This is a genomic window from Thalassotalea euphylliae (assembly GCF_042682785.1).
Classification (GTDB): domain Bacteria; phylum Pseudomonadota; class Gammaproteobacteria; order Enterobacterales; family Alteromonadaceae; genus Thalassotalea_F; species Thalassotalea_F euphylliae.
Map to the genome: position 1 here is coordinate 317,889 of NZ_JBHUIB010000001.1, position 24,008 is coordinate 341,896.

The 24,008-nt window shown below is 43.9% G+C and carries 28 protein-coding genes and 1 riboswitch; of the genes, 17 read left to right on the forward strand and 11 right to left on the reverse strand.

All coding sequences use genetic code 11. The features are described from left to right. Positions 1-81 precede the first annotated feature (81 nt). Positions 82-2,994 (reverse strand): TonB-dependent receptor plug domain-containing protein, encoded by a 2,913-nt coding sequence (locus ACFSJY_RS01425; protein ID WP_386032191.1) that lies wholly within the window; start codon positions 2,992-2,994, stop codon positions 82-84. Between the two features lie 425 nt (positions 2,995-3,419). Between ACFSJY_RS01425 and ACFSJY_RS01430 the strand changes: the two genes are divergently transcribed. Beyond that, entirely contained in the window at positions 3,420-5,177 is a 1,758-nt protein-coding gene (locus tag ACFSJY_RS01430) for a cyanophycinase (protein WP_386030350.1), read from the forward strand. A 131-nt stretch (positions 5,178-5,308) separates the two neighbouring features. On the opposite strand, the gene moeA is transcribed toward ACFSJY_RS01430, so the two are convergent. Beyond that, positions 5,309-6,544 carry a molybdopterin molybdotransferase MoeA gene (gene moeA / locus ACFSJY_RS01435; RefSeq protein WP_386030352.1) on the reverse strand — a complete coding sequence of 412 codons (1,236 nt, stop codon included), beginning with the start codon at positions 6,542-6,544 and terminating at the stop codon, positions 5,309-5,311. A gap of 115 nt (positions 6,545-6,659) precedes the next feature. Next, a riboswitch (molybdenum cofactor riboswitch) is annotated at positions 6,660-6,803 on the forward strand. On the opposite strand from moeA, the gene moaA reads away from it, so the two are divergent. The 10 genes from moaA to ACFSJY_RS01485 all read left to right on the forward strand — a co-directional run bounded on the left by moaA (position 6,790) and on the right by ACFSJY_RS01485 (position 13,362). Then, positions 6,790-7,761 (forward strand): GTP 3',8-cyclase MoaA, encoded by a 972-nt coding sequence (gene moaA / locus ACFSJY_RS01440; RefSeq protein WP_386030354.1) that lies wholly within the window; start codon positions 6,790-6,792, stop codon positions 7,759-7,761. Its footprint overlaps the riboswitch before it by 14 nt. Position 7,762: 1 nt before the next feature. Then, complete coding sequence (gene mobA, locus ACFSJY_RS01445; protein WP_386030356.1) at positions 7,763-8,350, forward strand: molybdenum cofactor guanylyltransferase; 588 nt, start codon at positions 7,763-7,765, stop codon at positions 8,348-8,350. Further along, positions 8,328-8,870 carry a molybdenum cofactor biosynthesis protein B gene (gene moaB / locus ACFSJY_RS01450; RefSeq protein ID WP_386030358.1) on the forward strand — a complete coding sequence of 181 codons (543 nt, stop codon included), beginning with the start codon at positions 8,328-8,330 and terminating at the stop codon, positions 8,868-8,870. The genes mobA and moaB overlap by 23 nt, the downstream gene beginning before the upstream one ends. Beyond that, on the forward strand, positions 8,870-9,346 hold the full coding sequence (moaC, locus tag ACFSJY_RS01455) for a cyclic pyranopterin monophosphate synthase MoaC (RefSeq protein ID WP_386030360.1): 477 nt from the start codon (positions 8,870-8,872) through the stop codon (positions 9,344-9,346). Before moaB ends, moaC begins: the two co-directional genes overlap by 1 nt. A gap of 3 nt (positions 9,347-9,349) precedes the next feature. Beyond that, positions 9,350-9,601 carry a molybdopterin converting factor subunit 1 gene (moaD, locus tag ACFSJY_RS01460; protein ID WP_386030362.1) on the forward strand — a complete coding sequence of 84 codons (252 nt, stop codon included), beginning with the start codon at positions 9,350-9,352 and terminating at the stop codon, positions 9,599-9,601. 2 nt (positions 9,602-9,603) lie between these two features. Then, positions 9,604-10,047: a molybdopterin synthase catalytic subunit MoaE gene (moaE, locus tag ACFSJY_RS01465; RefSeq protein ID WP_386030364.1), complete on the forward strand. Its 444-nt coding sequence runs from the start codon at positions 9,604-9,606 to the stop codon at positions 10,045-10,047. A gap of 2 nt (positions 10,048-10,049) precedes the next feature. After that, complete coding sequence (gene modA, locus ACFSJY_RS01470) at positions 10,050-10,820, forward strand: molybdate ABC transporter substrate-binding protein (RefSeq protein ID WP_386030366.1); 771 nt, start codon at positions 10,050-10,052, stop codon at positions 10,818-10,820. Continuing rightward, positions 10,817-11,533, forward strand: coding sequence for a molybdate ABC transporter permease subunit (gene modB, locus ACFSJY_RS01475; RefSeq protein ID WP_386030368.1), 717 nt, complete (start codon positions 10,817-10,819; stop codon positions 11,531-11,533). The genes modA and modB overlap by 4 nt, the downstream gene beginning before the upstream one ends. After that, positions 11,530-12,606, forward strand: a complete 1,077-nt coding sequence (locus ACFSJY_RS01480) for an ATP-binding cassette domain-containing protein (RefSeq protein WP_386030370.1) — start codon at positions 11,530-11,532, stop codon at positions 12,604-12,606. Before modB ends, ACFSJY_RS01480 begins: the two co-directional genes overlap by 4 nt. Before the next feature lie 9 nt (positions 12,607-12,615). Next, positions 12,616-13,362: a HesA/MoeB/ThiF family protein gene (locus tag ACFSJY_RS01485; protein WP_386030372.1), complete on the forward strand. Its 747-nt coding sequence runs from the start codon at positions 12,616-12,618 to the stop codon at positions 13,360-13,362. Between the two features lie 116 nt (positions 13,363-13,478). On the opposite strand, the gene rmf is transcribed toward ACFSJY_RS01485, so the two are convergent. After that, a complete protein-coding gene (gene rmf, locus ACFSJY_RS01490; RefSeq protein ID WP_386030374.1) occupies positions 13,479-13,652 on the reverse strand; it encodes a ribosome modulation factor in 174 nt (57 codons plus the stop codon). Positions 13,653-14,046: 394 nt separating this feature from the next. Here rmf and ACFSJY_RS01495 point away from each other — a divergent pair, with 394 nt between their 5' ends. Further along, a complete protein-coding gene (locus ACFSJY_RS01495) occupies positions 14,047-14,427 on the forward strand; it encodes a MaoP family protein (RefSeq protein WP_386030376.1) in 381 nt (126 codons plus the stop codon). A gap of 24 nt (positions 14,428-14,451) precedes the next feature. On the opposite strand, the gene ACFSJY_RS01500 is transcribed toward ACFSJY_RS01495, so the two are convergent. Next, positions 14,452-14,652, reverse strand: coding sequence for a DUF3820 family protein (locus ACFSJY_RS01500; RefSeq protein ID WP_386032193.1), 201 nt, complete (start codon positions 14,650-14,652; stop codon positions 14,452-14,454). Between the two features lie 253 nt (positions 14,653-14,905). On the opposite strand from ACFSJY_RS01500, the gene ACFSJY_RS01505 reads away from it, so the two are divergent. Further along, positions 14,906-16,033 carry a DUF3083 family protein gene (locus ACFSJY_RS01505; RefSeq protein ID WP_386030378.1) on the forward strand — a complete coding sequence of 376 codons (1,128 nt, stop codon included), beginning with the start codon at positions 14,906-14,908 and terminating at the stop codon, positions 16,031-16,033. Positions 16,034-16,100: 67 nt separating this feature from the next. Next, entirely contained in the window at positions 16,101-16,640 is a 540-nt protein-coding gene (msrA, locus tag ACFSJY_RS01510) for a peptide-methionine (S)-S-oxide reductase MsrA (RefSeq protein WP_386030380.1), read from the forward strand. A 69-nt stretch (positions 16,641-16,709) separates the two neighbouring features. Here msrA and ACFSJY_RS01515 read toward each other — a convergent pair whose 3' ends face one another. The 6 genes from ACFSJY_RS01515 to folB all read right to left on the reverse strand — a co-directional run bounded on the left by ACFSJY_RS01515 (position 16,710) and on the right by folB (position 21,127). Beyond that, positions 16,710-17,558, reverse strand: a complete 849-nt coding sequence (locus tag ACFSJY_RS01515) for a co-chaperone YbbN (RefSeq protein WP_386030382.1) — start codon at positions 17,556-17,558, stop codon at positions 16,710-16,712. A 68-nt stretch (positions 17,559-17,626) separates the two neighbouring features. Next, positions 17,627-18,061, reverse strand: coding sequence for a BLUF domain-containing protein (locus tag ACFSJY_RS01520; RefSeq protein WP_386030384.1), 435 nt, complete (start codon positions 18,059-18,061; stop codon positions 17,627-17,629). A gap of 105 nt (positions 18,062-18,166) precedes the next feature. Beyond that, a complete protein-coding gene (locus tag ACFSJY_RS01525) occupies positions 18,167-19,318 on the reverse strand; it encodes an acyl-CoA dehydrogenase family protein (protein ID WP_386030386.1) in 1,152 nt (383 codons plus the stop codon). A 127-nt stretch (positions 19,319-19,445) separates the two neighbouring features. Continuing rightward, a complete protein-coding gene (locus ACFSJY_RS01530; protein ID WP_386030388.1) occupies positions 19,446-20,273 on the reverse strand; it encodes an undecaprenyl-diphosphate phosphatase in 828 nt (275 codons plus the stop codon). 4 nt (positions 20,274-20,277) lie between these two features. Continuing rightward, positions 20,278-20,772: a 2-amino-4-hydroxy-6-hydroxymethyldihydropteridine diphosphokinase gene (gene folK / locus ACFSJY_RS01535; protein ID WP_386030390.1), complete on the reverse strand. Its 495-nt coding sequence runs from the start codon at positions 20,770-20,772 to the stop codon at positions 20,278-20,280. Further along, positions 20,765-21,127, reverse strand: a complete 363-nt coding sequence (gene folB / locus ACFSJY_RS01540) for a dihydroneopterin aldolase (RefSeq protein WP_386030392.1) — start codon at positions 21,125-21,127, stop codon at positions 20,765-20,767. Before folB ends, folK begins: the two co-directional genes overlap by 8 nt. A gap of 129 nt (positions 21,128-21,256) precedes the next feature. Here folB and plsY point away from each other — a divergent pair, with 129 nt between their 5' ends. Next, positions 21,257-21,844: a glycerol-3-phosphate 1-O-acyltransferase PlsY gene (plsY, locus tag ACFSJY_RS01545; RefSeq protein ID WP_386030394.1), complete on the forward strand. Its 588-nt coding sequence runs from the start codon at positions 21,257-21,259 to the stop codon at positions 21,842-21,844. A gap of 43 nt (positions 21,845-21,887) precedes the next feature. On the opposite strand, the gene tsaD is transcribed toward plsY, so the two are convergent. After that, entirely contained in the window at positions 21,888-22,925 is a 1,038-nt protein-coding gene (gene tsaD / locus ACFSJY_RS01550) for a tRNA (adenosine(37)-N6)-threonylcarbamoyltransferase complex transferase subunit TsaD (RefSeq protein WP_386030396.1), read from the reverse strand. Between the two features lie 217 nt (positions 22,926-23,142). On the opposite strand from tsaD, the gene rpsU reads away from it, so the two are divergent. Continuing rightward, complete coding sequence (gene rpsU / locus ACFSJY_RS01555; protein ID WP_074500846.1) at positions 23,143-23,358, forward strand: 30S ribosomal protein S21; 216 nt, start codon at positions 23,143-23,145, stop codon at positions 23,356-23,358. 44 nt (positions 23,359-23,402) lie between these two features. After that, on the forward strand, positions 23,403-23,849 hold the full coding sequence (locus tag ACFSJY_RS01560; protein WP_386030398.1) for a GatB/YqeY domain-containing protein: 447 nt from the start codon (positions 23,403-23,405) through the stop codon (positions 23,847-23,849). Positions 23,850-24,008 lie beyond the last annotated feature (159 nt).

Here is a 24,008-nt window from a genome sequence, read left to right on the forward strand (position 1 = left end):
TGGGCGTAACACAACGTATATACGCCCTATGCCAATATATTCAAATAAAAGCGGTAGGTAGAACCCACCTACCGCCCAGTTTTATTTAAAAAAGTAGGTTAAGGATACACTATAGTTCACACCCAGTGCGTTATGGTTGATTGAGTCAAAACCTCGAGATGAACCATAAGCTACAGGCGGCTCTTCATCGAATAGATTATTGATTGTAAAGTTTAGATTTGCATCGTCAAAATCGTAACCCATGTTTAGCCTTACTGTTGTCCATGAATCAACATCACGCTCACCATTTTCATCTAGCTTCCCTATGTCTGTCAGCTCATCGATTTGACGACCGCGAAGCCCCTCAATATCGTCTTCGTAGCTATCGGTATATTGAGCAGTTAAGCTGGCATAAAATTTATCTTGCTCCCAAGCGACACGGACGCTGGCGATGTTTTCTGGGTAACGCCATGTGCCGATAAGCTCTTCAACTTCATCAGAGCCCGGCTTATTACGCTCAAACTCCAAGTAGTGGGTTGCATCAATGGCAATAGATAAACTGCCTGAATCGAAGCCAAAACGATGGTCAAAAGCGACATCAAGGCCTTTTACTGTTTGCTCACCCGTATTCTGTAGTTGAATAACGTGGTCACGATAGAGTGGCAGCTCTGCGAAGCGAGGGTCGTCAAACGCAACCCATGCATCGAGAATTTCAGTGAGATTAGCGCCTGCTTCCTCAATGGTTAATCCAGCATTGTCTGACACTAAACAGAGATCTGGATCGTAAGATATGCCCATTTCGCCTTCTGGAACAATACCGCAATGGCGTAAGGTGTGATCATTGATTGCGGCATCCAGCGTTGCCGTCATATCTGTATCAACAAGATCTTCATGTTCAAATTGCCAATAATCAACGGTTAGTGTTGTATCTTGGGTTGGGCTAAATGCTAGCCCTACGCTGATAGACTCTGATTCTTCTGCCACTAAATCTGGGTTACCTAATTCAAGAACGTTAGGGCTGCGCTCATCGCCAAAGCCTTCGCAATACAAGTCTGCAACAGCTTGGTTCGCCCCACAATCAAAGGTCGCCGTTGTTGTGCGAAGCTTAACCCCCGCTTGAGTGAGTGAAGGTGCTCTGAATGCCGTTGACCATGAGCCGCGTAAAATAAGGCTATCGGTTGGGCGATAACTAAAACCAATTTTAGGGTTAAAGGTGTCACCAAAGTCATCGTAATCATCATAACGACCCGCTAGTTGCAGCTCTAATTCGTCGGTAACAGGTACATAAAATTCAGCGAAAGCAGCCCACTGTTGACGATCGGCCTCTGACAAACTTGAACCGAAGCCAAAGACATCAACTAGGTAGTCATTTTCTGCACGAGCTCGAGAGTTGAGTGATGGCACATCAGTGATTTCTTCTTTTCTAAACTCAACCCCAAATGCGGCACTGATCATGTGATCGTTAAGCTCAAATAGCTCGCCCGAGATTCGCGCATCCCAACCATATACCGTGCTTTCTCCGTCGCGAGTCGGCTTTTCTTGAGTCATAGCCAGTAATGCGTCATTCGCACTATCGCCTGCTAAAAACGGATTATACATAGCAAGTGGAGAGCCTCCTGCACAAGAGAGCACATCACTATCTTGGTCATAATTAGCAATACTGCCGTCACTGCAAAGTTCGCCCGCTAACGCTGCATGATACTTATATCGGTTGTAAATACCGGCAATAGCCACTTGTTCAGATTCTGATTTAGACAAGGTAACCGCAGTTTCCCAATCCCACCCTTGATACTCGCCGCTTAACGCTGACACTAACCGAAATGCATCCGTTTCTACTTCAACGGTGCGAGGCGTACCAAAGCGTGCATCGTACTGAAATCCATATAGTTCGCGGCCCACAATGGTATCAAATGGGTCGATATACATTTGGTCAAGCAAGTCATCACGAATGTCGTCACTAAACGCATTAAGTGCAGTCTCATCAACCCATGGGCCTTCACTGTCATCAACTTGATTGATGGGTGCAGGGGAGGAAACAGCCACTGATTTCGTGCGACTATAGAAAAAGTCGGTATTCCACGTGATATCATCAAAGCTTCTGTTGAACATAAAACCTGTCGAGGCAGACTCTAATTCACTCAGTAGTTCATCGTCTTCGTTGCGATAATATGCGCAAATTTCTTCACCAAACTCTGTGGTGACAAAGTCAGTTTTACAATTCGGTGCACCAATTTCATTGCCTGAACGAGACGAAAAATAATAAATATTTGGTGTATCTTTTGGTAAGTATGAGTAATTGCTTGCCAATACCGGATCACGGGTATAGTCACGATCTTTTGCGTGGAAACTGTTGCGGTCAAAGTAGTCAGCAAATACTGTAAATTGGCCCCCTGCCAGTTCACCACCCCAAACCAAATTTACGCTATATTTGCCCTCATCGGAGCTTTCGAAACTATTACCATACGTCGCATTCACTTCAGCGCCTTGATAATCGGTTTTTAAAATATAGTTAATAACACCCGCTACAGCATCTGCACCATAGATTGCAGAAGCACCGGTAGCAAGGACTTCGATACGTTCAATAGCGGCTAGCGGAATGCTATTTACGTCAACAAAGTTCTGCGTTCCTGAAGCAAATGAGCTTGCCGCAACACGACGGCCATTAATGAGGGTCAATGTGGAGCTTGGGCCTAAGCCTCTAAGCGATGCCGCCGCTTGCCCAGCTGGCGTAGAGGTTGAGGTTGCACCACTTTCGGAAGTGTTAAAAGAGCCCGTACCACCACGAGTTTGATTCACTTGAAGCATTAACTCTGCAACGGTGGTTGCCCCGGAGTTACGAATATCTTCAGCAGAAAGCACCACCATTGGTTGCATACCTTCGAGGTCAACCCCTTTGATTTGGCTACCGGTGACAGTGATTTTTTCAATTTCTTGCTCGTTTGCGGCTTGCGCTGTTACTGCCGAAGAAACCATTAAACTCGCAATAGTGAGTGCTAACGCACGTGGTTTGAACATTGCCATTTATCTACCCTTTCTATCTTGCCTGCCACGGAAAAGTGACAAAGCACAGACACAATTATTGTGTTGTATTTATGAGCGTGTCTGCGCGTAAAATTAATTTTGAATGTATTTTGAAGTTGAGCGGCATTTGAAAAACAAAGCCCTCGAAGCCCAATTGGGGTTCAAGGTTTATTCGTCAAACCACTCCGAAAGGTAGTAGTTTTGATAAGAATATGTTGATAGAGCGAACGCTTTCTTGTACATATTAAAAAGTCTTATCCAAACTTAGGCATATGGCCTGTTAGTTGATTGATAGGCTGCTTGTTGGCGCAAGCAATTTCTTAACTCTCTATTACAGAAATACTCTGGTTGAATTAAGTTGTCAACTATGAGTTAAACATTTTTCGGGCATCAGCCCTAGACGTTGGGAATTCATAAAAATGCTGCCAAAAGCTCTAAAAGCGCTGACATTTGTATTCATCTTGTCGCCAATTCACACCCTAGCCTCCGTAAACAAAAGCCAATTATTTCTTGTTGGAGGAGGGCTTAAAACTTGTTCGTCGATGTCGCTAAGTCAATGTACAGACAAATCTTTTTTATCTGACCGCGACAAGCAACATCCCCTTTACCGTATATCAGCCATGCAAATAGAAAAGCTCGCAGATATTTGGCCTCAAAACCACCTATCACGCCATAGAGAGAAGGTTTTATCACTGTTGGCCAAGGTTCAAGGTAAACAATTTTCTGGTGACAAAAATGCCTTACGAGCGATTTTGAAGAAACATGACAAACAAGGCGTTATTCGACAACTTGCCGACAGAGAGTATTACCTATTGCTCGATTCACTCGAAATGCCTGTACAACACAACAACGGAGAGCGAAAAAAAGAGCAAGTAAAGCTCAGCCAAACGCGTAATGTATTTAACCAGGAAATTTTCAATAAATTTGTAGCGCTTGCTTCTTCAAAAAACACGAATACCGATAAACGACCCAATATTTTGGTCGTGACAGCGTCTGCCAGAGATCCTTACGAAGCAGTCGACTTTTATGAGCAAGTATTCACTCAGGCAGGTGCCAACGTCACATGGTTACCAATAGATGCAGCCGTCAACCGGTTATGGCAGGAACACGGTAGCAGCCCAACATCATGTAAATTACTGTCGCAATATCAGCTAAGCGCTCTGGCTACAACGAATAGAGCGTTTGTTTATCCTGACAGGTTCTCGACCCAGCAAACCTTATGTAAACAACCAGATGAGTTTGTCGCAATGATCGAACAGGCAGATGGCCTGTTTATCAATGGTGGTGACCAATCACTGACCAAAGAGGCGTTCAAAAATAAAGATGGAAGAGACAACGCCATCCTAAAAGCGATAAAAACGGAAGTGACGAACAATAGCCTGATTGTCGGCGGTACCAGTGCTGGCACAGCAGTTATGTCCGGTGGCAGCGATATAGCAGTTATGGGCGAAACCTCAGCAAAGACGACACCTCCCATGATCACCAATGGTCGAAGTGAAGTGGCGCTCGCGCGCGGTGCAAAGGCAGATCTGTTGCCAAATGCGGGCTGTGCTAAAGACAATCAATGCTCAGAAACGCTATTGCAAGATGATTTAACGTATAACTCAAAAGGAGGTTTGTCGTTGTTTCCTTATGGCGTGATGGACACTCACTTCTCTGAGCGCGGTCGACAGGGCCGTTTGATGAAATTAGTTCAAGATACAAACGCATCATTTGGCTTTGGCGTGGATGAAGCCACTGCGCTGCTGGTTGCTCCATTAACAAAAGATACCGTGGAAATGACTGTTGTTGGCCAAGGTGGTGTTTTCATCACAGAACCGGGCAACATTAAAAACAGCTATATCACGCATTATCTGACTCGCGAGGATAGAGCCAAGTTACATAATGGCAAGCTGACTCTAGCATTTGCACCATGGAAAAATATAACTGAACTCGCTTCAACTGAGTCACAGGAAAACCAGCAAATCTTTGAAGGATTGCGCTACAAACAATTAGCGCAGCATCATTGTATTAATAACGAACAACAGTATGTAGCGACAAGTCATTGGCAGGCACAACACTTCAATATTACCTTCAGCCAGACAAGTGCGTGGACGCGCGCAATTGGTATTCTTAAAACACAAGAAGTAGGACAAGTGTACTGTAGCTATCAAAATTTGCAGGTGGACATCAAATAACGCCAGCTATCAAATAATTTATCCGCTAAAAGTGGCTAACAGCTCAATGAACTAAGGCAGTGCATAGTCGTTGGGGAAGCCACTTGATGCGGTTTACTATCGAGTGTTCTGCAAATTTAGATTAGGTAGTACTAGCTAAGGTATTGATCAAAAAGTTCGATAGTTACCTGTTCGCCCACTTCTACCCTACCGCGCTCTTTTTCAAGAATGACAAAGCAATTTGCCTTTGCAATACTGGTTAGAATACCAGAGCCTTGGGCCCCCGTGCTCTTTACAACGAGCTGGCCACTCTCATCAATACCATAAACGCCACGTTGGAAGTCAGTACGACCTGGAGATTTTCTCAGGATATCACCCGCGATAGCATTTAGCTTTACTCTTGGAGGCATACTTGTGCCTAACATGGCATACAGATTTGGCAGAACTAATTGATAAAAAGTCACCAATGCCGAAACAGGGTTGCCTGGCAAACCAAAAAACATTGCCTTCGACAGTCTTCCAAAGGCAAATGGTTTGCCGGGTTTCATCGCTATTTTCCAAAATCCGATGTCACCTAACTTTTCCAATACGTCTTTCGTAAAATCTGCCTCGCCTACCGATACACCGCCACTGGTGATTAATACATCGGCCTGTTCATTCGCGTCTTGAAAAGCCTGTTCAATTTGTTCAGGCACATCTGGAATAATGCCAAAATCCAGTACATCTGCGCCGAACTGCTCGAGTAACGCTTTTAAAAAGTAGCGATTGCTTTCATAAATATCGCCATCTGTTAATTCTTGACCGGGCGACTTTAACTCATCACCTGTTGCGATAAGGGCGACCTTCAACGCTCTTTGCACGGTTACTTCACTGATCCCTAACGACGCTAACGCACCTATATCTGCTGCAGTAAACTTATGACCAGGTTGGTAAATGGCCTGCTCACTTTTGATGTCTTCTCCACAACGACGGACATGCTGACCTTCACGTACCGCTTGCTGCAACGTCACAAGATTTCCATCGACCATGGCGTTTTCTTGCATTTCGACACTATCGCACCCAGTAGGTATTTTGCCACCTGTCATGATACGAACACATTCGCCGCGATTGACGGTCTCTGTATAAGGCGAGCCCGCAAAGACCTTACCGACTAGTGTTAGTGGCCGGCCTTCAGCAGCACTCGATGAAGCAAATGCATAACCATCCATCGCAGAGTTGTCATGCGGCGGCACATTGACAGGGCTGATAACCGCTTCGCATAAAATGCGACCACATGCCTTTTCTATTGATACTGTTTCGCTGGTTTTGACGACAGGAATATTTTGTTGAATTAGGGAGAATGCTTGCTCAAACGGAAGCAAACCAGGCTGAGAAAAACAAGATGCCATATCGACGCCTCAATAAATGCTGGGATAAAAATTTGCGCTAGAACAATATACGAAGTTTTATGCCCGATTAACAACCGCAATCGCTTGTAGTTTGTTAAATACTTGTTATGCTTAAACTATACTTGTTCGCCGAGCCTTTTGCACTAAGTCCTTAAGATGTATTGAGAATATGTGCTATTGGCCGTAACAATAGTTACCAGGGTTATTAGGGAAACCGAGTAGCCTCCCGTATTTGGAAAGGTGAGATGTTAACTGATACTTTTGGCCGAAGGTTTTACTACCTCAGGCTGTCCATAACAGACGTATGCAACTTCCGTTGTCAATATTGCTTGCCTGATGGTTACCAGTGTGACCATGACAGGAAGTTCCTCACGCTGCCTGAAATTAAACTGTTCGCACAAACATTTGCTAAGTTAGGTACAGAGAAAATTCGTATCACTGGCGGTGAGCCATCGCTTAGAAAAGACCTACCCGACATTATCGACACGTGCAAACAAACTGACGGTATTAAAAAGGTCGCTATCACCACCAATGGCTTTAAATTACCTGAGCATTTGCCGAGTTGGTTAGAGGCTGGATTAGACGCGTTAAATGTCAGTATCGACAGTTTAGACACTAACCAGTTTAAGCTTATTACGGGTCACAACAAACTGAACACCATACTCGACGGGCTAGACACAGCGTTTGCCGAAGAAAACCTGACCGTCAAAATAAATACGGTATTAATGCGCCAATTTAACTTTGGCGAATTAGAGCGTTTCTTGGCGTGGATTAAATCACGTCCAGTCTCACTGCGCTTTATTGAACTCATGCAAACTGGCGACAATGCCACCTTTTTTGGTGAGCAACATGTTCGCGGCGAAACCATCAAAGAGTATTTGTTGAAAACGGGTTGGTTACCTGCCATTAAAGACAAAACTGCAGGGCCCGCACAAGAGTTCTATCACCCAGATTATGTAGGCAAAATTGGTTTGATCATGCCATACAGTAAGGATTTCTGCCAAAGCTGTAATCGATTAAGAATTAGTTCGTTAGGTAAATTGCACTTGTGCTTGTTTGCGGAACAAGGGCACGATTTAAGACCACTGCTTGCAGAAAATGATGCAGATGCCATAGCAGACAGAATCACCGCACTGCTAGGTGATAAAAAAGTGAGCCATTTCCTGCACGAAAAATTAACCGGCGCCACTAAACACCTGTCGATGTTGGGAGGCTAATGTGATCGGTTGTTTAGGTATCGTGCTGGCCGGCGGCTTATCTTCTCGCATGGGCAAAGATAAAGCGTTTCTTGAGCGTCGCAATCAACCGATGGTGGAATTCTCCAAGCAACTGCTTCTTGAGGCTGGCGTAGAGAACGTTGTCGTCAGTGGAAATACACATGACATAGCGGATATTTACGAGCAGCAAGGCCCTGTGGGCGGCATTTACAGTGTATTGACCCAAACAAATTGCCAAGCCGCGTTAATATTACCCGTTGATTTACCGCTCATGACAGCAAATGTATTAGCTGAGCTCAAGCATCTTGGCTCACTTAGCCAAAAAGCTACCTACTTTAGTGGACATTCGCTTCCCCTTTATCTTCCTATAAACAGCTACACTGAACTGTTTTTTAATCGTTGTTTTTCACAACCAGGGAATAAAGGGCCTTCGGTGCGACAACTCTTATCATCAGTACCTCATCAAGAAGTAGCGTGCAAAACAGACAGCGCTCTGTTTAATACCAATACGCCACAACAGTGGCAACAAGCATTAGAACATATGAATAACCAAAGAGGATTGACTCATGGCGAAAGCGTCGCTCGCTGAATTTTTTCCATTGAATATAGCGGTCCTAACCGTTTCTGATACTCGCACAGAAGACACAGATACATCAGGAAAAACACTGGTTGACAGAGTGATATCCGCAGGACATTCGCTGGCTGAAAAAGCGATAGTCAAAGATGATGTATACCAGCTTCGTGCTATCGTTTCCAAATGGATCGCCGATGACAATATTCACGCGATAATCTCAACGGGTGGTACAGGTTTCACTGCACGCGATAATACTCCTGAAGCCCTTTTACCACTTTTTGATAAGAACATAGAAGGTTTTGGCGAAGTATTTAGGCACATTTCTCTCGGCGAAATAGGGACCTCAACCGTGCAATCCCGAGCCTTTGCAGGTATGGCAAACCAAACAGTTATTTTCTGTGTACCCGGTTCTACCAATGCCTGCAAAACAGCATGGGACAAACTGATTGGTGAACAGCTTGATGCCAGCCATAAGCCATGTAACTTTGTTCCTCACCTTAAAAATGTACTTGAGCAATGTGAGAGTCGTGGTTAATGGATAAAGTGCTTTCTCACCTAAATGCGCAAGGCGAAGCCAATATGGTGGATGTTACTGAAAAAGCGGTAACACAACGCCAAGCAACAGCTCGTGGCTCTATTAGTATGTCGTCTGAGACACTCCAGATGATTGGCCAAGGCGAACACAAAAAAGGTGACGTCTTTGCCGTCGCCAGAATTGCCGGGATTCAAGCTGCCAAGAAGTGTAGCGATTTAATCCCATTATGCCACCCCTTGATGCTAACTAAAGTACAAGTTGATTTTGAGTTAGATTACGACAACCAGTGTGTTCATGTTACTAGCTTATGTAAACTTGCCGGGCAAACGGGCGTGGAAATGGAAGCACTTACAGCAGTATCCGTAGCGTGCCTAACGTTATTTGATATGTGTAAAGCCGTTGATCCGGCAATGACGATAAACGGCATACAAGTTGAGACAAAGTCGGGCGGGAAAACCGGACATTGGGAACGTTAATTTATGGTTAAAGTACTTTTTTTTGCACGCTTGAGGGAACAACTCGGAGAAGAGCACATCGTTCTAGAGCAAGTCTCAGACGCCTTATCTGTAAACCAAATCATTGCCCTACTTGTTAGTGAACACCCTGATTGGCACAAACCGCTGGCAGAAAAATCGGTAATGGTGGCTGTTAACCAACAAGTCGTTAACGGTGAGCATATTGTAGAACCTGGCGATGAAGTTGCCTTTTTCCCACCAGTTACCGGCGGTTAATCGTGATTAGAGTAAGCGATGCTGATTTTTCTTTTGCCGAAGAGATGGAAAAGCTCGAACGAGAAAATATTAACGATGGTGCCATTGTCACATTTACCGGGCGAGTCCGCGCACGCAATGATGGACACGACGTCACAGGGCTTTTTCTTGAACACTATCCCGCAATGACGCAAGTGGCTTTGCACAACATTGTGGAACAAGCAAAACGCTCTTGGGATATAAATCGCGTTACTGTAATTCACCGAGTGGGTCAGTTGCAGTTGGGCGATAATATTGTTTTTGTCGGCGTAACCAGTCCCCATAGAGGTGATGCCTTTGCCGCAGGGGAATTTATTATGGACTTTTTGAAAGTCAACGCGCCCTTTTGGAAAAAAGAAACAAGAACTTCGGGTGATGCCTGGGTTGAAGCAAAGCAAAGCGACGAAGATAAAGCAAAAGGTTGGTAAGCTTGTTCACTCGATTGTATATCGCCATTTTCGCCCTAGTGCTCATTTTCTTCTCACCATCGAGTACTGCTAAAACACTCACACTCAACATTGCTGTTGCAAGTAACTTTGCTGCCACAGCAAAACAGCTTAGTGTTGTTTTCGAGCAACAACACAACGTAAAACTTCAATGGATTACTGGCGCCACAGGTACCCTATTTCAGCAGATTAAACATGGCGCACCTTACGATGTATTCTTAGCAGCAGATGAAGAACGCCCGCGCAAACTTGCTGATACTGGTGAGCTCACAATGCAGTCCTTATCACCATTCGCAATAGGCCAGCTTGCTGTGTACTCTACTAAGCAAATACCCACTGATATCAAGCAGCTAAAACAAACATTACCAGCACTACAGCGCATCGCGATTGCCAATCCAAGATTCGCTCCATATGGTCTAGCCGCAAAGGCATGGTTAGAAGAACAAGCGCTCTGGCAAGACAACAAGCGCTATATTCTAGGCCTGAATGTTGCTCAAACGTTCCAGCAAACACGAAGCGGCGCTGTAGATATAGGATTTGTTGCATTGAGTCAGCTAATTGTTCATAACCTGCCCTTTACATTGCTCGAAGTAGACGATTCACTGTTAACCCAATACGGTGGAGTGCTTGCCCGCAGCCAACATCAATCAATTGCCAATAGCTATTTGAATTTCCTTACAAGTGAGCCGATCCAAAGACAACTTTCAGCACTTGGCTACAAACCTATTTTATCAGTTAGTGGCGAAAGTCGATGACAGAATTGGACTGGTTGGCGACGTGGACCACATTAAAATTAGCCACGGTTACCACTATATTACTGCTTGTTATTGGTACGCCCATCGCTTGGGGCCTAAGTCGCTGGCAAAGCAAATGGAAAGTGGTTGCTGAAGCACTAGTAGCTCTGCCTTTGGTGTTGCCCCCTACAGTTCTCGGCTTTTATCTCTTAATAGCCTTTTCACCGCAATACTTGCCCGGTCAGCTCTGGCAGAATGTGACAGGGCAACAACTGGCATTTAGTTTCAGTGCTATCGTCATTGGCTCCATATTTTACTCGTTGCCGTTTGTTGTTCAGCCACTACAGAAAGCATTTGAACAGCTAGACCAAGTCTTGCTGCATAAGGCTGCAATGTTGGGCGCGAATAAAATTGATCAATTTCGCTCTGTCGTTTTTCCTCTCACTAAAACGAGTTTCATCACAGCAGCTACACTGGGGTTTGCCCATACTATTGGCGAATTTGGCGTGGTATTGATGATTGGCGGAAATATCCCAGACGAGACTCGCGTATTATCCATAGCATTGTTTGATCATGTCGAAGCATTCGACTATGCACAAGCACACAAACTTGCAGCAGGACTACTCATGGGGTCCCTTCTAGTTCTTTCAGCAGTGTACTTACTGAACTTTAAGGAACCGCGATCATTTGCTTTAAGTCGCTCCAAGCTGAAAAACGGTGGCGCCATTAGATGACTCAACTACTAGTTAATATCAAGATACCGCTAACCCGCTTTGATGTTTTGATTAATGAGCGTTTTTCACTAAACGGTATCACTGGAGTATTTGGACACTCAGGAGCGGGGAAATCGACCTTCTTAAAAGCTATTTCAGGTTTACACGGTGGTTTTGAAGGAGAGATTTTGCTTAATGATAAAGTGTTGCATAGCACCCCCAAAAAAATCAATTTAGCGAGTTGGATGCGAAACGTTTCCGCCGTATTTCAGCAAGATAAGCTTTTTCCACACCTTGATGTCACTGGAAATTTGTTGTTTGGCAGGCATCGATTGCCTTCTCCAAATTTAGATGTAGAGCAGCTAATTGATGCGGCAAATATTAGACACTTGCTTAAGCAACCCATCGACACATTATCTGGTGGTGAAACGCAAAAAGTACTGATACTGCAAGCCATTCTTGCAGAGCCGGATTTGCTTATTTTAGACGAAACACTGAGTGCTTTAGATGCCAAGAGCAAGTCGTCATTAATTAGCACCATTAAAGCCCTTCAAAAAGCAACACAAACGCCTATTCTTTTCGTAAGTCATGATGTTTATGAGCACCAAGCACTATGTAATCAGTTAATGGTTTTTGAAGAGGGTAGAATCACAGAAATGGGCAATATGGATACGGTGATGAACAAGTTAAAGACGGGAGCCCAAATTTCCGCGTTTTGTGCCTTTGATGTCAGCTCAACAAGTATGTTCGATACACATGGCTTGACAGAACTTACCGCAGCCAATGGTCTACAGATAAAAGGTACCTCATCAACATTTGACCAGCTCGGTATCACACAGCAAATAATGATCGCCGCTAGTGAAGTCAGCATCTGTACCGTAGCACCCCATGATAGCTCTATCGTGAATCAGCTGGCTGGTCACATTACTGATATTACGACTAACAACCACCAAGCACTTGTCACAATATCTTGCGAAGGCGAGAACGTTTTTGCATCGATTTCAACATACTCACTCGAGCACCTTTCTTTGCACGTGGGTAAACCTGTTTTTGTGCAATTTAAAGCAAGCGCAGTGCAACCGATCACTCACTAAGGATTATCCGTGTTATCACAGCAAGAACAACTTAGGTATGGGCGTCAAATCATGCTTTCCCAAATAGGAGAGCAAGGTCAGCTAGCGCTTCAGCAGTCACGTGTATTAGTTGTCGGGATGGGTGGTCTAGGCTGCCCTGCCGCGCAATATCTTTCTGCAGCAGGCATTGGACATTTGTTACTGTGTGACGGCGATAGTATTGAACTAACTAACTTGCAGCGACAGATACTCTATACGCCAGACGATATAGGTCAAAATAAGGCTGAAACTGCCGCCATCAAACTTGCCGCACAAAATCCGCTCGTAGAGATTGAAGCCATTGATGAAATGTTTGATAAAGATATCGCTAGCGCATATTTAGGTGAGGTAGATATTGTTATCGACTGTACCGACAACATCGCCACTCGTTATTTACTTAACCAAGTATGTCACGAACACACTATTCCACTTGTGGTGGGCGCTGCGACAGGCTTTGACGGTCAGACTATGTTAGTAGACCCCAGCCAACAGAGCGCTTGTTATCAATGTGTCTTCCCAAAAGCTCAGCAAGCACCTACGGAAAACTGTCAAACACTGGGTATTTTAGGGCCTGTTTTATCGATCATTGCGGGTATGCAATCCCTGACTGCAATTAAGTATTTAACGAATAATTCGACGACAATCAACCAGCTGTGCCTGTTCGATGGGCTTAGCCAACAGTGGCAACAATTTACGCTGCAAAAAACACCCGACTGCCCTGTATGCGGTAGTAAGTGATTAATGAATTTTATTTCACCGCTAACGAAGTATTATCGATAGGCAAGGTGGAATAAATTGAGTAAAGAAAAAGCCCGCAAATGCGGGCTTTTTCTTTCGAATGTGGTTGTTGGGTGTTATTTGAAGAGACCCATATTTCGGTCGGTTACAGCGGCTCGCCATCCACCTAGCCACTCTGAGCGGGCATCGGTATTTTGATAAGGGCAGTTTTCTCGAGATTTACCATTTAGGCCGGCTTGATAGCCGTTTGCATGCGCTCTATCCATACGATCTCGTTTTTGTCTTCTCATAGATATTTCTCCGTAACTTATTGAAAAGTTAATTGAATTTCTTGATTAAACGGCCAACTAAGAACATCAGCTGACAATTCATTTAAGAACAATTAGGAAATGATTGCAATAATAAATTCTTCATAAAAATGTCATTTAATGTAACGTAAACTTGTGTCCATTCTCGGCAAATTATTCCTCGCTTTTAACGCCTTGTTTAAACAGTAAATTATCTCCCTCTTATATAACCCAGATATATAGAGATAAGTTTTTTAATAAAAATAAACACTAAACAGAGTTATAACTAAGGTCACAAATTTGCGATAAAAATTTCATAAACAAAAATATTGCCAATCGAGAAAACTTAGGATAAAAAAGCGATCGAACACTTTATTTTTATTTTTTGAGAGATGTTATGAGCACAGTAAGCATTTCAAAAGATAGCTTTAAAGCTAGCCGGAAATTCTACGATGATCACAACTACCCGCGTGGCATGAGCCGTAGCGGTGATTTCACCCTTCAAGAGGTACAGATTTTAGAGACCTATGGTGTTGCCTTTAAAGAGCTAACCAATGGAACTCGCGAACCTGTAACCGACGAAGAGCAACGTTTTGTTGATGTCTGCCAGGGTAAGGAATTGGCTGAAAGCAAACTCGAGAAAACGTGGCTTAAGTACCAAAACAAGGTGCTTTCGCCAAAACAATTTCATACGCTTTTTGGCAGAACAAAAGTGGAAGCCTCTGACGATGATACAAACTCATCAGATGCCGAACCTATCGAAATCGATACTGAGTAAAAAGCTTAGGATAAGTGATGTCAGTCACTCTTGAGTCAAGAGTGGCTGGAGTATTGATTCTAAGCCATTAAGCTTAATTTCATAAACAAGGGCGAGTTGCTCGCCGAGTTTTCCTTCAGGAAAGCCATTTGATTTGAACCACACTAGGTAGGGCTCTGGTAGCTGTAATAATTTTCTGCCGGCATATTTACCAAAGGGCATTACTGTATTTATTGCCGCCACCATAGCTTGCTGGTCTATGTGCAAAACCTAATCCTCACTTTTCGACAAGTCGACAGTGTAAGTGGGGACTCTTCAAATGTCAGTACCTTTAACTGGTCAACTTCACAAAAACTTAATATAGACCGGCAGAGTATTGAATTAACTGCTGAAAGCGGCCTAATTACGCCTTCTCCAGCGACATTAATGCAATAAAAGTGTCACATCACCTGCCTATACTCGCCTCGAAATTTAGACAGTTACGAATCAAGGACACTTTATGTCAATCATTCGCAAGCGATCGGCTAATCAAAAGGCCTATATCCCAACCAATGCTCGCGACAATCACTATCTTCTCGCAGAATTTCCACTAACCGATAAGTTAATTGACACATTTAATCAGCAGGACGCTCTACATGAAGGCAAATACGCTAGTGTATATAAACACCTTGCGAAAACACTTTTCGATGTAAGCCAAAAGTTCGAAGTAGCTAATAGCCTTTTCATTGCCAATGATAAGTTAGCACGGGTACGTTACTCTCAAGAAATGCACCAATGGCAAACCAATCAACAAATATTGTTTTACTACAATCCGGCTTATCATGAATTACAAAAGTCTTTTTATGATGTCGAATATCGTGCAGAGAAAATAACATTACTGTTTCTTGCCACAGGCAGCGACATACGTGTTAATGCTGCTAATTTTCATGCGCGTATAAGTAAGCTTCTACTGGCTTTTGAAGACGCGCTAGATGTTGGCGACTTGTCGTTTAGATTGCGCGACCACCAACACTTAACGTACGATTTGTTTTCTAAACAAAAAACAGGCGTAGACACTAAGGCGCACAAGCTGCGTACTATTAATGTTCGCTACGCAAGCCAACATGTCGAATTACCGGACTCGCAGCGACAAATGACGTACGCAACGGTGAACATTCCTGTAAAACAACATTTAGTCAGTTTAGCAGAGATAGATCACGAATCTGATGATCCTTATAACCCTTTCTATACGTTAGTAACAGACGCTTTTACCGTGGCGGCTAAACGCTACAATTTAAATAACGGTGCGTTGATCGCTAATGGACTAATACCCATTGTCCGTAAAAGTGAGTACGAGACCGTATCTCGTGTGGGTGAATTACAAATGTTAGGCTATAACCCAGACCTGTCTCCTTGTGGCTTTATCAGCAAGTGGGATGCGCGTAGCCTCGTTGATAATATTCAACTCGTTTTTGTTGCTACCAAGGAAAAACAGACTGATGTCGCACATGCCAAGTTTCTCAACCAAATTGAAATGGCGGTGAAACTGATGGCTACCGAACTAGAGCTGTCGCCGGTAAACGATGAAATTATTATTCGTTTCCATCAGCATATTGCGTATAACTTAGATAATAGAAACCACCCTTAAAAACATCTAGACGTCCAAACGTCCATGATGTATATTTACCGAAAACTATCGATGTGAGGACGTTTTGATGGCGAAAAATCTACAAACTGCAACACTTGCAGGCGGTTGCTTCTGGTGTATTGAAGCAGCATTTAACCAGCTACAAGGCATTGAATCGGCGATATCAGGTTACATGGGTGGTACGGCTGAAACCGCTGATTACAAAACGGTTTGCACAGGGAGTACTGATCACGCAGAAGTCGTTCAATTAACATTTGACGCAGACACCATTAGCTACCGTGAAATATTAGAAATCTTCTTCGCGCTGCATGATCCAACGCAACTTAATCGTCAGGGCAATGATGTTGGACGCCAATATCGCTCTGCAATATTTACACACGACGTCGATCAAGAAGAAGCCGCTAAAGCAATTATTGTCGAGATGACACTTGAGGAAGTGTGGCCAGACCCGGTGGTAACTGAAGTAACACCAGCCTTAGAATTCTTCGGTGGTGAAGAGTATCACCAAGGGTATTTTAACGCTAACCCTGAAAACCAATACTGCCAAGCAGTGGTTTCCCCCAAATTATTGAAGTTTAAGAAAACCTTTGCATCAAAACTGAAATGATCCAGTTAAAGTAAAGTCGACCCCATAAAAAAGCCGCTTGCTAGCGGCTTTTTTATGGGCGTGATGATTTTAATACATCAGGGTATATAGCTTACGGCGATAGGTAGATGCTAATCCATCCCCCTCTGGCAGGGCCTTAATCACATCAAGCAACAACTTCTTACTCTCTGCATCATCCCCTGCTGCTTGAACGCGAGCAAACAAAATGCGCAACGCATCTTCTTGACGATTTACTTGGTTGTATTGTGCTGCCAGTTGGTGGAGCACACTAACATCATCGGGAGCGGCCGATAACGCCTCTTCCAGCGCTTGAATTTCAGGCGAATTAGACGCTTCATTAGCGAGTTCTAATTTGGCGATAATCGCTTGATAATAACTGTCTTGATCAACCATCATGATAGTATCAAGCAACGCTTGTGCATCCTCTGTTTTGCCTATAGAAACACACGCATCCGCAAGCACTAATTTAATATCAGCACGCTCTGCATTTAAATCAAACGCTTGTTTTGCAGCAGTGAAAGCACCACTGGCATCGCCCGCAGAGATAAGCTGTTTAGCTTCTGATAGCAACCCATCTTCAGGCTTAGGTAAGTGTTTTTCTAAAAACTGATCAATAGCTTCTGCGGGTTGTGGCCCTGAGACACCATCGATAGGCTGGCCATCTTTAACAAGTACCGCGGTTGGCAAACCTTGAATGCCAAATTGCATTGCAATCTGTTGTTGCGCTTGGCAATCAACAGTAGCGAAAATAATGTGGTCGGCAGCATGAGCCGTTTTTTCTGCGAGCGTATCCCGTAACTCTATGCTTTCCGGTACTTGCTCAGCAAAAAATGTTACCAAAAGCAGTTTTTCTTTAGAGTCTTCTAATACAACCTGCTGGAAATTTTCCAGGGTTAAAGCGACAGTATTTGGGTTCACGTGAGGCTTCCTAACAATAAGTATGCTTCTATTGTTGGGGCAATTTATGTCGGTTACAAGACATCAATTCAATTAATTGTATCCGCTTTATCAGCAAGAATATCGATGCCCTGCCAGATCATTTCATGCCAAGCTGGCCCATCCATAGTGCAGTCTTGCATCATTTCAAGTTGCTTTAGTATAAAGGTTTCAACACTAAGCTCACGATAGACACTGCTAGAAATATGCTTCATCCGCCATTTGGGAAAATTCCTTCCATTTGCCAAAGGCTTACTCAACGTTTTAATGACTTTGTGACGCTCATCAAGACGAATGGTTTGAAACAGCGCTTCAACTGTGTTTTCGTCACCTTCGATATACTGAATAAACCGATCGTCATGCAAACTCAAAAAACCTGTCACGTCGAGCTGACCGTTTTTCTCCATTGCTTTTTGAGCAAGTCGATTGAGGTCTTCTTGTGAAAATTGTTGGCACGCCTTGCTGATGTAGACTATCGATTTCATGAGTGGAAGTTAACTCGTCCTTGGGTTACTTACACTATAAGCAGAAATGACCAAAAAGCCAAAGCTAACAATGTATTAACGATGGCTTTCGACTGACGGGATTATTTAGGCTTTCAATAACTCGCGCGCAATAATAACTTTCTGAATTTCACTCGTCCCCTCGTAAATAGAGGTTATACGCACGTCACGAGCAAGGCGCTCTAGAGGATACTCTTTAATATAGCCTGCACCACCGAGTAGCTGCTGTGCGTCGTAACAGGCTTTATTAGCTTTCTCCGATGCAAAGAGTTTCGCCATGGATGCTGCTTGACTAAATGGTAACTCTTTTTCTTTTAAGTCGGCCGCTTGCATCAATAATAATCGCGACGCTTCGAGCTCTGTGTAGCGATCTGCGAGCTTCCACTGCAACCCTTGGAAGCTTGACAGTGGCTGACCAAATTGTTGGCGCTCAGTAATGTATTGGCGAGCGTAATCCATAGCGGCTAATCCAACACCCAAAGCCAATGACCCAATACCTATGCGACCACCCGCTAATTCTCCAACGGCAATACCAAAACCTTTGTTTTCCTCGCCCATAAGAGCGCTGGCAGGAATGCGACAATTTTCAAAATGCACCTCGTTGGTTGGTGAGGCTTTTTGCCCCATCTTTTCTTCTGCTTTGCCAATGGTCATGCCAGGTGTGCCTGCTTCCACCAAAAAGCAAGAGATGCCCTTACCTTTACGCGCCTCTGGATCAGTAACCGCCCAAACAACAAATACCCCAGCGAAAGAGCCACTGGTAATGTAGATTTTGCTGCCATTGAGAATATAGTCTTCGCCGTCTTTTATTGCTGTTGTTCGCATGCCCGCAGGATCAGAGCCCGCTGCAGGCTCAGTAAGACAAAAGCCACCAGCTAAATATTCACCGCTACATATTTTCGGTAGATATTTTTGCTTCTGCTCTTCATTACCAACCGCCTGAATAACTTCTGCGACCATGTTTGTCACAGACGTTGTAACTGCTGTTGACGCGCAGGCGCGAGCCAACTCTGTGATCGCTAAACTAAACGCAACTGTGCCTGCTTCCACACCACCATATTCACCACGAATATTAAGGCCCATAAAGCCCAGTTCAGCTAACTTAGCAAGGTTGCTTTGAAAAAGTGTTTGATTATTATCATGGTCAAGCTCAGCAGCAACTGGGGCTAATTCGCTATCCGCAAATTTACGCGCCATATCTTGAATCATCAGTTGCTCTTCGGTCAGTGATAAATCCATCTCAGTGAATACCTGTTGTGTTATATTTTTCGCTAGTTTAACTCAGCAACTATCAGTTCTTGGACCTGATAACAAAAAAACGCACCTTAAGGTGCGTTTTAACTGTAGATTTTTCATTACACTGACATTAAGCCAACGCAAACACAAGCAAGGCTGCGCCCAGTATCAATCGATAAATAACAAACGGCATCATGCCCACTTTATTCACAAGTATTAAGAAGTAGTGAATACAAGCATAGGCACTAACAAAAGACAGCACGCTGCCTATCGCCATCGATGTCCAATCAACCGCTTCAGTGCCTGTTATTAGCTTCAGTGTTAAATAACCACCAGCCATCGAAATAGCAGGAATCGACATCAGAAAAGAGAAGCGTGCGGCATTTTCTCGATTAAGTCCCAGCATTAAACCGGCCGTCATCGTAATACCTGAGCGAGACGTGCCCGGTATAATAGCCAACATTTGAGCAACACCAATAATCATTGCGCCTTTAAAACCTAGCGATTCCATCGATACGTTTTGCTTCGCTTTTACGTCAACAAATCCCAATAACACACCGAAAAGGATGGTCGTTCCAGCAATAACTAAAACAGAGCGAAGGTGTTGTTCAACAAAATCAGCGCTTAAATATCCGAATAAACCCAGTGGAACAGAAGCAAAAATAATCCACCACGCCAGTCGTCCATTAAACTTTTGGTCAGCTGTCAGCGCCGCGTCATCCTCTTTGTTTGGGGTCAACGTCGCATACCATGCAATGAGCATATCGCCGATTTCTTTTCTGAAGTACAGGCATACAGCCAACAGTGAGCCAACATGCACCGCTACATCAAAGGCTTGCCCCTGATCGACCCATCCAAGCAATTGCGAAGGCAGTATCAAATGCGCAGAACTGGAGATAGGTAGAAATTCTGTCAATCCCTGTATCAACGCCAGTAGAATTATTTCAATTAAATCCATAGTGTTATTTTTGTGTCCACGTTAACGGTAATTGTTTTATTTTCTGGCTAGACTTGTCAAAGTCCTGCCAAAGCTGTTGATAGGGTTTGTGATTGAGCGGGTGTTTATGACTACCAGCGACTTCTGCGAGTGGCCAAAGCACGAAAGCATTCTTTGTAATTTCATCTCGTGGCAGTTGCACAGGGTCATCACACACCACGTCATCATATAGTAGCAGGTCCAAGTCTAACGTGCGTGGACTGTACTTAACTGCATCAGGACAACGTCCGTTAGCCAGTTCAATATCTCGCAATGCACTAGACAAGTTTAGAAGTGACATACCTGTATCGGCTGCAACGACTAGGTTATAAAATTCAGGCCCTTCAAAGCCAACGGCCTCACACGCATACAACGAACTTACCCTCAGTTCACCCAATAGTTCGGCCAGTGCATCAAGCCCTTTTTGCACATATTTTTCGCGTTCAACATTCGACCCTATTGAAATGTAGACTCTAGCCATTGTTATAGCTGCCACGCTCAATCTCTACACCTACCGTAAATGCATTATGCACGGCATTGGGTTTGCCAATGCGGAGTTTCAAACCTGGAATTTGATATTGCGTCATTAGAAACTGTGCCATACGCTCAGCCAATGTTTCTAACAAGTCTACTGGGTTGTTATTAGCAAATTCCGCTATCGCCTCAGAAATTTGTGCATAGTCTAAGGTTTTCGCTAGCTCATCACGCTCAGCCGCTGGTTTGATATCCCACAGCATTTCTAAATCAATAACGAGTGTTTGTTTGATTTGCTTTTCCCATTCGAAAAAGCCAATGGTTGTTTGAATATTTAGGCCTTGAATAAATACCTTATCCACGCTCTCTGCCCTTGTATTTATGTGTTTACACAAATTAAATGGCGAGTTTACCTGCCAAGGTATAGAAAAACCAGTTGTAATATGGATAGAATGCAGTATTCAGATAAATGATTGAAAGTTAAGGACGATATGGTAACGACAATCGCCATGGTGGTATTGGCTTACTTGGTTGGCTCTATTTCAAGTGCCATTCTTATTTGTCGTTTACTGAATCTACCAGACCCGCGAGCAACAGGATCTAAAAACCCGGGTGCAACCAATGTCCTCCGTATCAGCAATAAAGCAACTGCTGCAAGTGTACTCGCTTTTGATGTTTTGAAAGGCACACTACCTGTCTGGGGGGCTTATTTCCTTGGTGTAGATCCTATCATGCTAGGCGTTGTTGCTGTCGCTGCATGTTTAGGGCACATGTTTCCTATTTTTTTCGGCTTTCAAGGTGGCAAAGCTGTGGCTACGGCTTTTGGGGTGCTGTTACCAATAGGTGTAGACTTGGGATTATTGCTGTTACTGACGTGGATAATTGTCGCTAAGAGCAGTCGCTACTCCAGTTTAGCCGCTATTGTCACTGTAACACTCGCACCGCTTTACGTTTGGTTGTTAAAGCCAGAGTATGTATATGCGGTATTTATGTTATCAGCATTGATAATTCTTAGGCACAAAGACAATATCTCGCGCCTAATAAAAGGCACAGAAACCAAAATAGGCAATAACTTTTAAGGCAATTAATTGCTTAAAAGAAAAAGAGCCGCACTAACGACTCTTATTCTGGCTCTTTAGCTGTCGCCTTGACGGAAGGCAAAGTATCTAATGGCCAACGTGGCGTTGCTTTAAAGGTTAAGTCAGCACTCACTCCAGCTTTTAAACGTTGCATACCAGCATAAGCAATCATAGCGCCGTTATCCGTGCAAAACTCAGGACGTGGGTAATAGACTTTTCCGCCCAGCTTACCCGTAACATTCTCAAGCTTTTCACGCAACGAGGTATTAGCGCTCACACCGCCGGCAATCACCAAGCGTTTTAAGCCACATTGCTCCAATGCACGCTTACATTTTATCGCCAGTGTATCAACAACCGCTTCTTGGAAAGCATATGCAATATCGGCATAGGTTTGTGCTGAGTCATCTTCTTTTGCAATAGTATTGGCTGCAAACGTTTTTAGGCCACTAAAGCTAAAATCAAGTCCGGGTCTGTCAGTCATTGGACGAGGAAACTTAAAACGGCCTTGCGTGCCTTTTTCTGCCATTTTTGCTAGTACGGGTCCGCCAGGGTAATCTAAGCCTAATAGCTTTGCCGTTTTATCAAACGCTTCTCCTGCCGCATCATCAACCGATTCACCCAATAATTCGTACTCACCAATATCGTCAACGCGTACAAGCATTGTATGGCCGCCTGAAACCAACAAGGCAACAAAGGGGAATTCTGGTACATCATCTTCCAACATTGGTGCTAAAAGGTGTCCTTCCATGTGATGAACAGGCACAGCGGGAATATTCCAACCGTATGCTAAACTGCGACCGATTGAACAACCAACCAACAAGGCACCTACAAGACCAGGACCAGCTGTGTACGCAACACCGTCTAAATCTTCAGGACTAAGACCTGCATCAGCCATCACTTCTTTGATTAACGGGATGGTTTTGCGAACATGGTCACGTGAAGCGAGTTCAGGCACAACACCACCGTAGTCAGCATGCACCTTTATCTGACTGTATAAACGATGAGCCATAATGCCTTGCTCCTCGTCAAAAATGGCAATACCCGTTTCATCACATGAGGTCTCAATACCCAGAATTCGCATAAACAAACATACCTTTATTACTAAGTGGCGCGATTTTACCTGCGAAATCGCCAGAGATCACGAGTTTCTTCACTTTCGGGAGAATTTAGCCTTTACATTTTCTCTTTTTCGGCATAGAATGCGCGCCCCAATTAACCAATATGAGCGTACGAGCGCCAGGTGAATAACACCGAAAGCGTGAGTAGATTTATATAGAAATATCTAAGGTAAGAGGCATATGCCAGTTATTAAAGTAAGAGAAAACGAACCATTTGACGTAGCACTACGTCGTTTCAAACGTTCTTGTGAGAAAGCAGGAATCCTTTCAGAAGTACGTCGTCGCGAGTCATACGAAAAGCCGACTTGGGAACGTAAGCGTAAGAAAGCTGCTGCTGTTAAGCGCGCTGCTAAAAAACTTTCTCGTGAGAACGCACGTCGCGTTCGTATGTACTAATCAACTGTTTTACAGTTATTAGTCAATTTGCTTGAGACTGACACATGAGTTTGCTGGTTCAATTAAAAGATGAAATGAAAGTTGCAATGAAGGCGAAAGAGAAAGTTCGTCTTGGTGTTATACGTATGGCACTTGCAGCGATTAAGCAAACAGAAATCGACAATAAAACCGAACTCGATGATGACGGTATTATTGCTGTATTAACCAAAATGGTTAAGCAGCGTAAAGAGTCGATTACCATGTATACCGAAGGTGGTCGTGAAGAATTAGCCGCTAATGAAGCTGCCGAAGTTGCCGCTTTGGAAGCGTTTCTACCGACGCCTCTTACCGAAGAAGAAATCAATAAAATGATTTCTGACGCTATCAACCAAGTCGATGCTAGCTCAATGGCTGACATGGGCAAAGTGATGGGCGTGCTCAAACCAGCAATGCAAGGCAAAGCTGATTTAGGTGCCGTGAGTGGTAAAGTAAGAGCAGCATTAAACGCTTAGTTATCGAAAATAATTAATCGTTGAGAAAACCGTGAACGCCTTTGGCTTCACGGTTTTTTTATGTCAGAATACCTCGCTATTTTGGGGCTGTTTGAGCAAATATTTTCTTTCGATATGCACAAACCCGCTATTCTTTAGCCTTGTATTGTTCATCCTGAT

What these genes read in the sequence shown, in the direction of transcription:
- ACFSJY_RS01425 (WP_386032191.1), bottom strand. Translation starts at nt 2,994, where the DNA reads ATGTTCAAACCACGTGCGTTAGCACTCACTATTGCGAGTTTAATGGTT.
- ACFSJY_RS01430 (WP_386030350.1), top strand. Translation starts at nt 3,420, where the DNA reads ATGCTGCCAAAAGCTCTAAAAGCGCTGACATTTGTATTCATCTTGTCG.
- moeA (WP_386030352.1), bottom strand. Translation starts at nt 6,544, where the DNA reads ATGGCATCTTGTTTTTCTCAGCCTGGTTTGCTTCCGTTTGAGCAAGCA.
- moaA (WP_386030354.1), top strand. Translation starts at nt 6,790, where the DNA reads ATGTTAACTGATACTTTTGGCCGAAGGTTTTACTACCTCAGGCTGTCC.
- moaB (WP_386030358.1), top strand. Translation starts at nt 8,328, where the DNA reads ATGGCGAAAGCGTCGCTCGCTGAATTTTTTCCATTGAATATAGCGGTC.
- moaC (WP_386030360.1), top strand. Translation starts at nt 8,870, where the DNA reads ATGGATAAAGTGCTTTCTCACCTAAATGCGCAAGGCGAAGCCAATATG.
- moaD (WP_386030362.1), top strand. Translation starts at nt 9,350, where the DNA reads ATGGTTAAAGTACTTTTTTTTGCACGCTTGAGGGAACAACTCGGAGAA.
- modB (WP_386030368.1), top strand. Translation starts at nt 10,817, where the DNA reads ATGACAGAATTGGACTGGTTGGCGACGTGGACCACATTAAAATTAGCC.
- ACFSJY_RS01480 (WP_386030370.1), top strand. Translation starts at nt 11,530, where the DNA reads ATGACTCAACTACTAGTTAATATCAAGATACCGCTAACCCGCTTTGAT.
- rmf (WP_386030374.1), bottom strand. Translation starts at nt 13,652, where the DNA reads ATGAGAAGACAAAAACGAGATCGTATGGATAGAGCGCATGCAAACGGC.
- ACFSJY_RS01495 (WP_386030376.1), top strand. Translation starts at nt 14,047, where the DNA reads ATGAGCACAGTAAGCATTTCAAAAGATAGCTTTAAAGCTAGCCGGAAA.
- ACFSJY_RS01500 (WP_386032193.1), bottom strand. Translation starts at nt 14,652, where the DNA reads ATGGTGGCGGCAATAAATACAGTAATGCCCTTTGGTAAATATGCCGGC.
- ACFSJY_RS01505 (WP_386030378.1), top strand. Translation starts at nt 14,906, where the DNA reads ATGTCAATCATTCGCAAGCGATCGGCTAATCAAAAGGCCTATATCCCA.
- msrA (WP_386030380.1), top strand. Translation starts at nt 16,101, where the DNA reads ATGGCGAAAAATCTACAAACTGCAACACTTGCAGGCGGTTGCTTCTGG.
- ACFSJY_RS01520 (WP_386030384.1), bottom strand. Translation starts at nt 18,061, where the DNA reads ATGAAATCGATAGTCTACATCAGCAAGGCGTGCCAACAATTTTCACAA.
- ACFSJY_RS01525 (WP_386030386.1), bottom strand. Translation starts at nt 19,318, where the DNA reads ATGGATTTATCACTGACCGAAGAGCAACTGATGATTCAAGATATGGCG.
- ACFSJY_RS01530 (WP_386030388.1), bottom strand. Translation starts at nt 20,273, where the DNA reads ATGGATTTAATTGAAATAATTCTACTGGCGTTGATACAGGGATTGACA.
- folK (WP_386030390.1), bottom strand. Translation starts at nt 20,772, where the DNA reads ATGGCTAGAGTCTACATTTCAATAGGGTCGAATGTTGAACGCGAAAAA.
- plsY (WP_386030394.1), top strand. Translation starts at nt 21,257, where the DNA reads ATGGTAACGACAATCGCCATGGTGGTATTGGCTTACTTGGTTGGCTCT.
- tsaD (WP_386030396.1), bottom strand. Translation starts at nt 22,925, where the DNA reads ATGCGAATTCTGGGTATTGAGACCTCATGTGATGAAACGGGTATTGCC.
- rpsU (WP_074500846.1), top strand. Translation starts at nt 23,143, where the DNA reads ATGCCAGTTATTAAAGTAAGAGAAAACGAACCATTTGACGTAGCACTA.
- ACFSJY_RS01560 (WP_386030398.1), top strand. Translation starts at nt 23,403, where the DNA reads ATGAGTTTGCTGGTTCAATTAAAAGATGAAATGAAAGTTGCAATGAAG.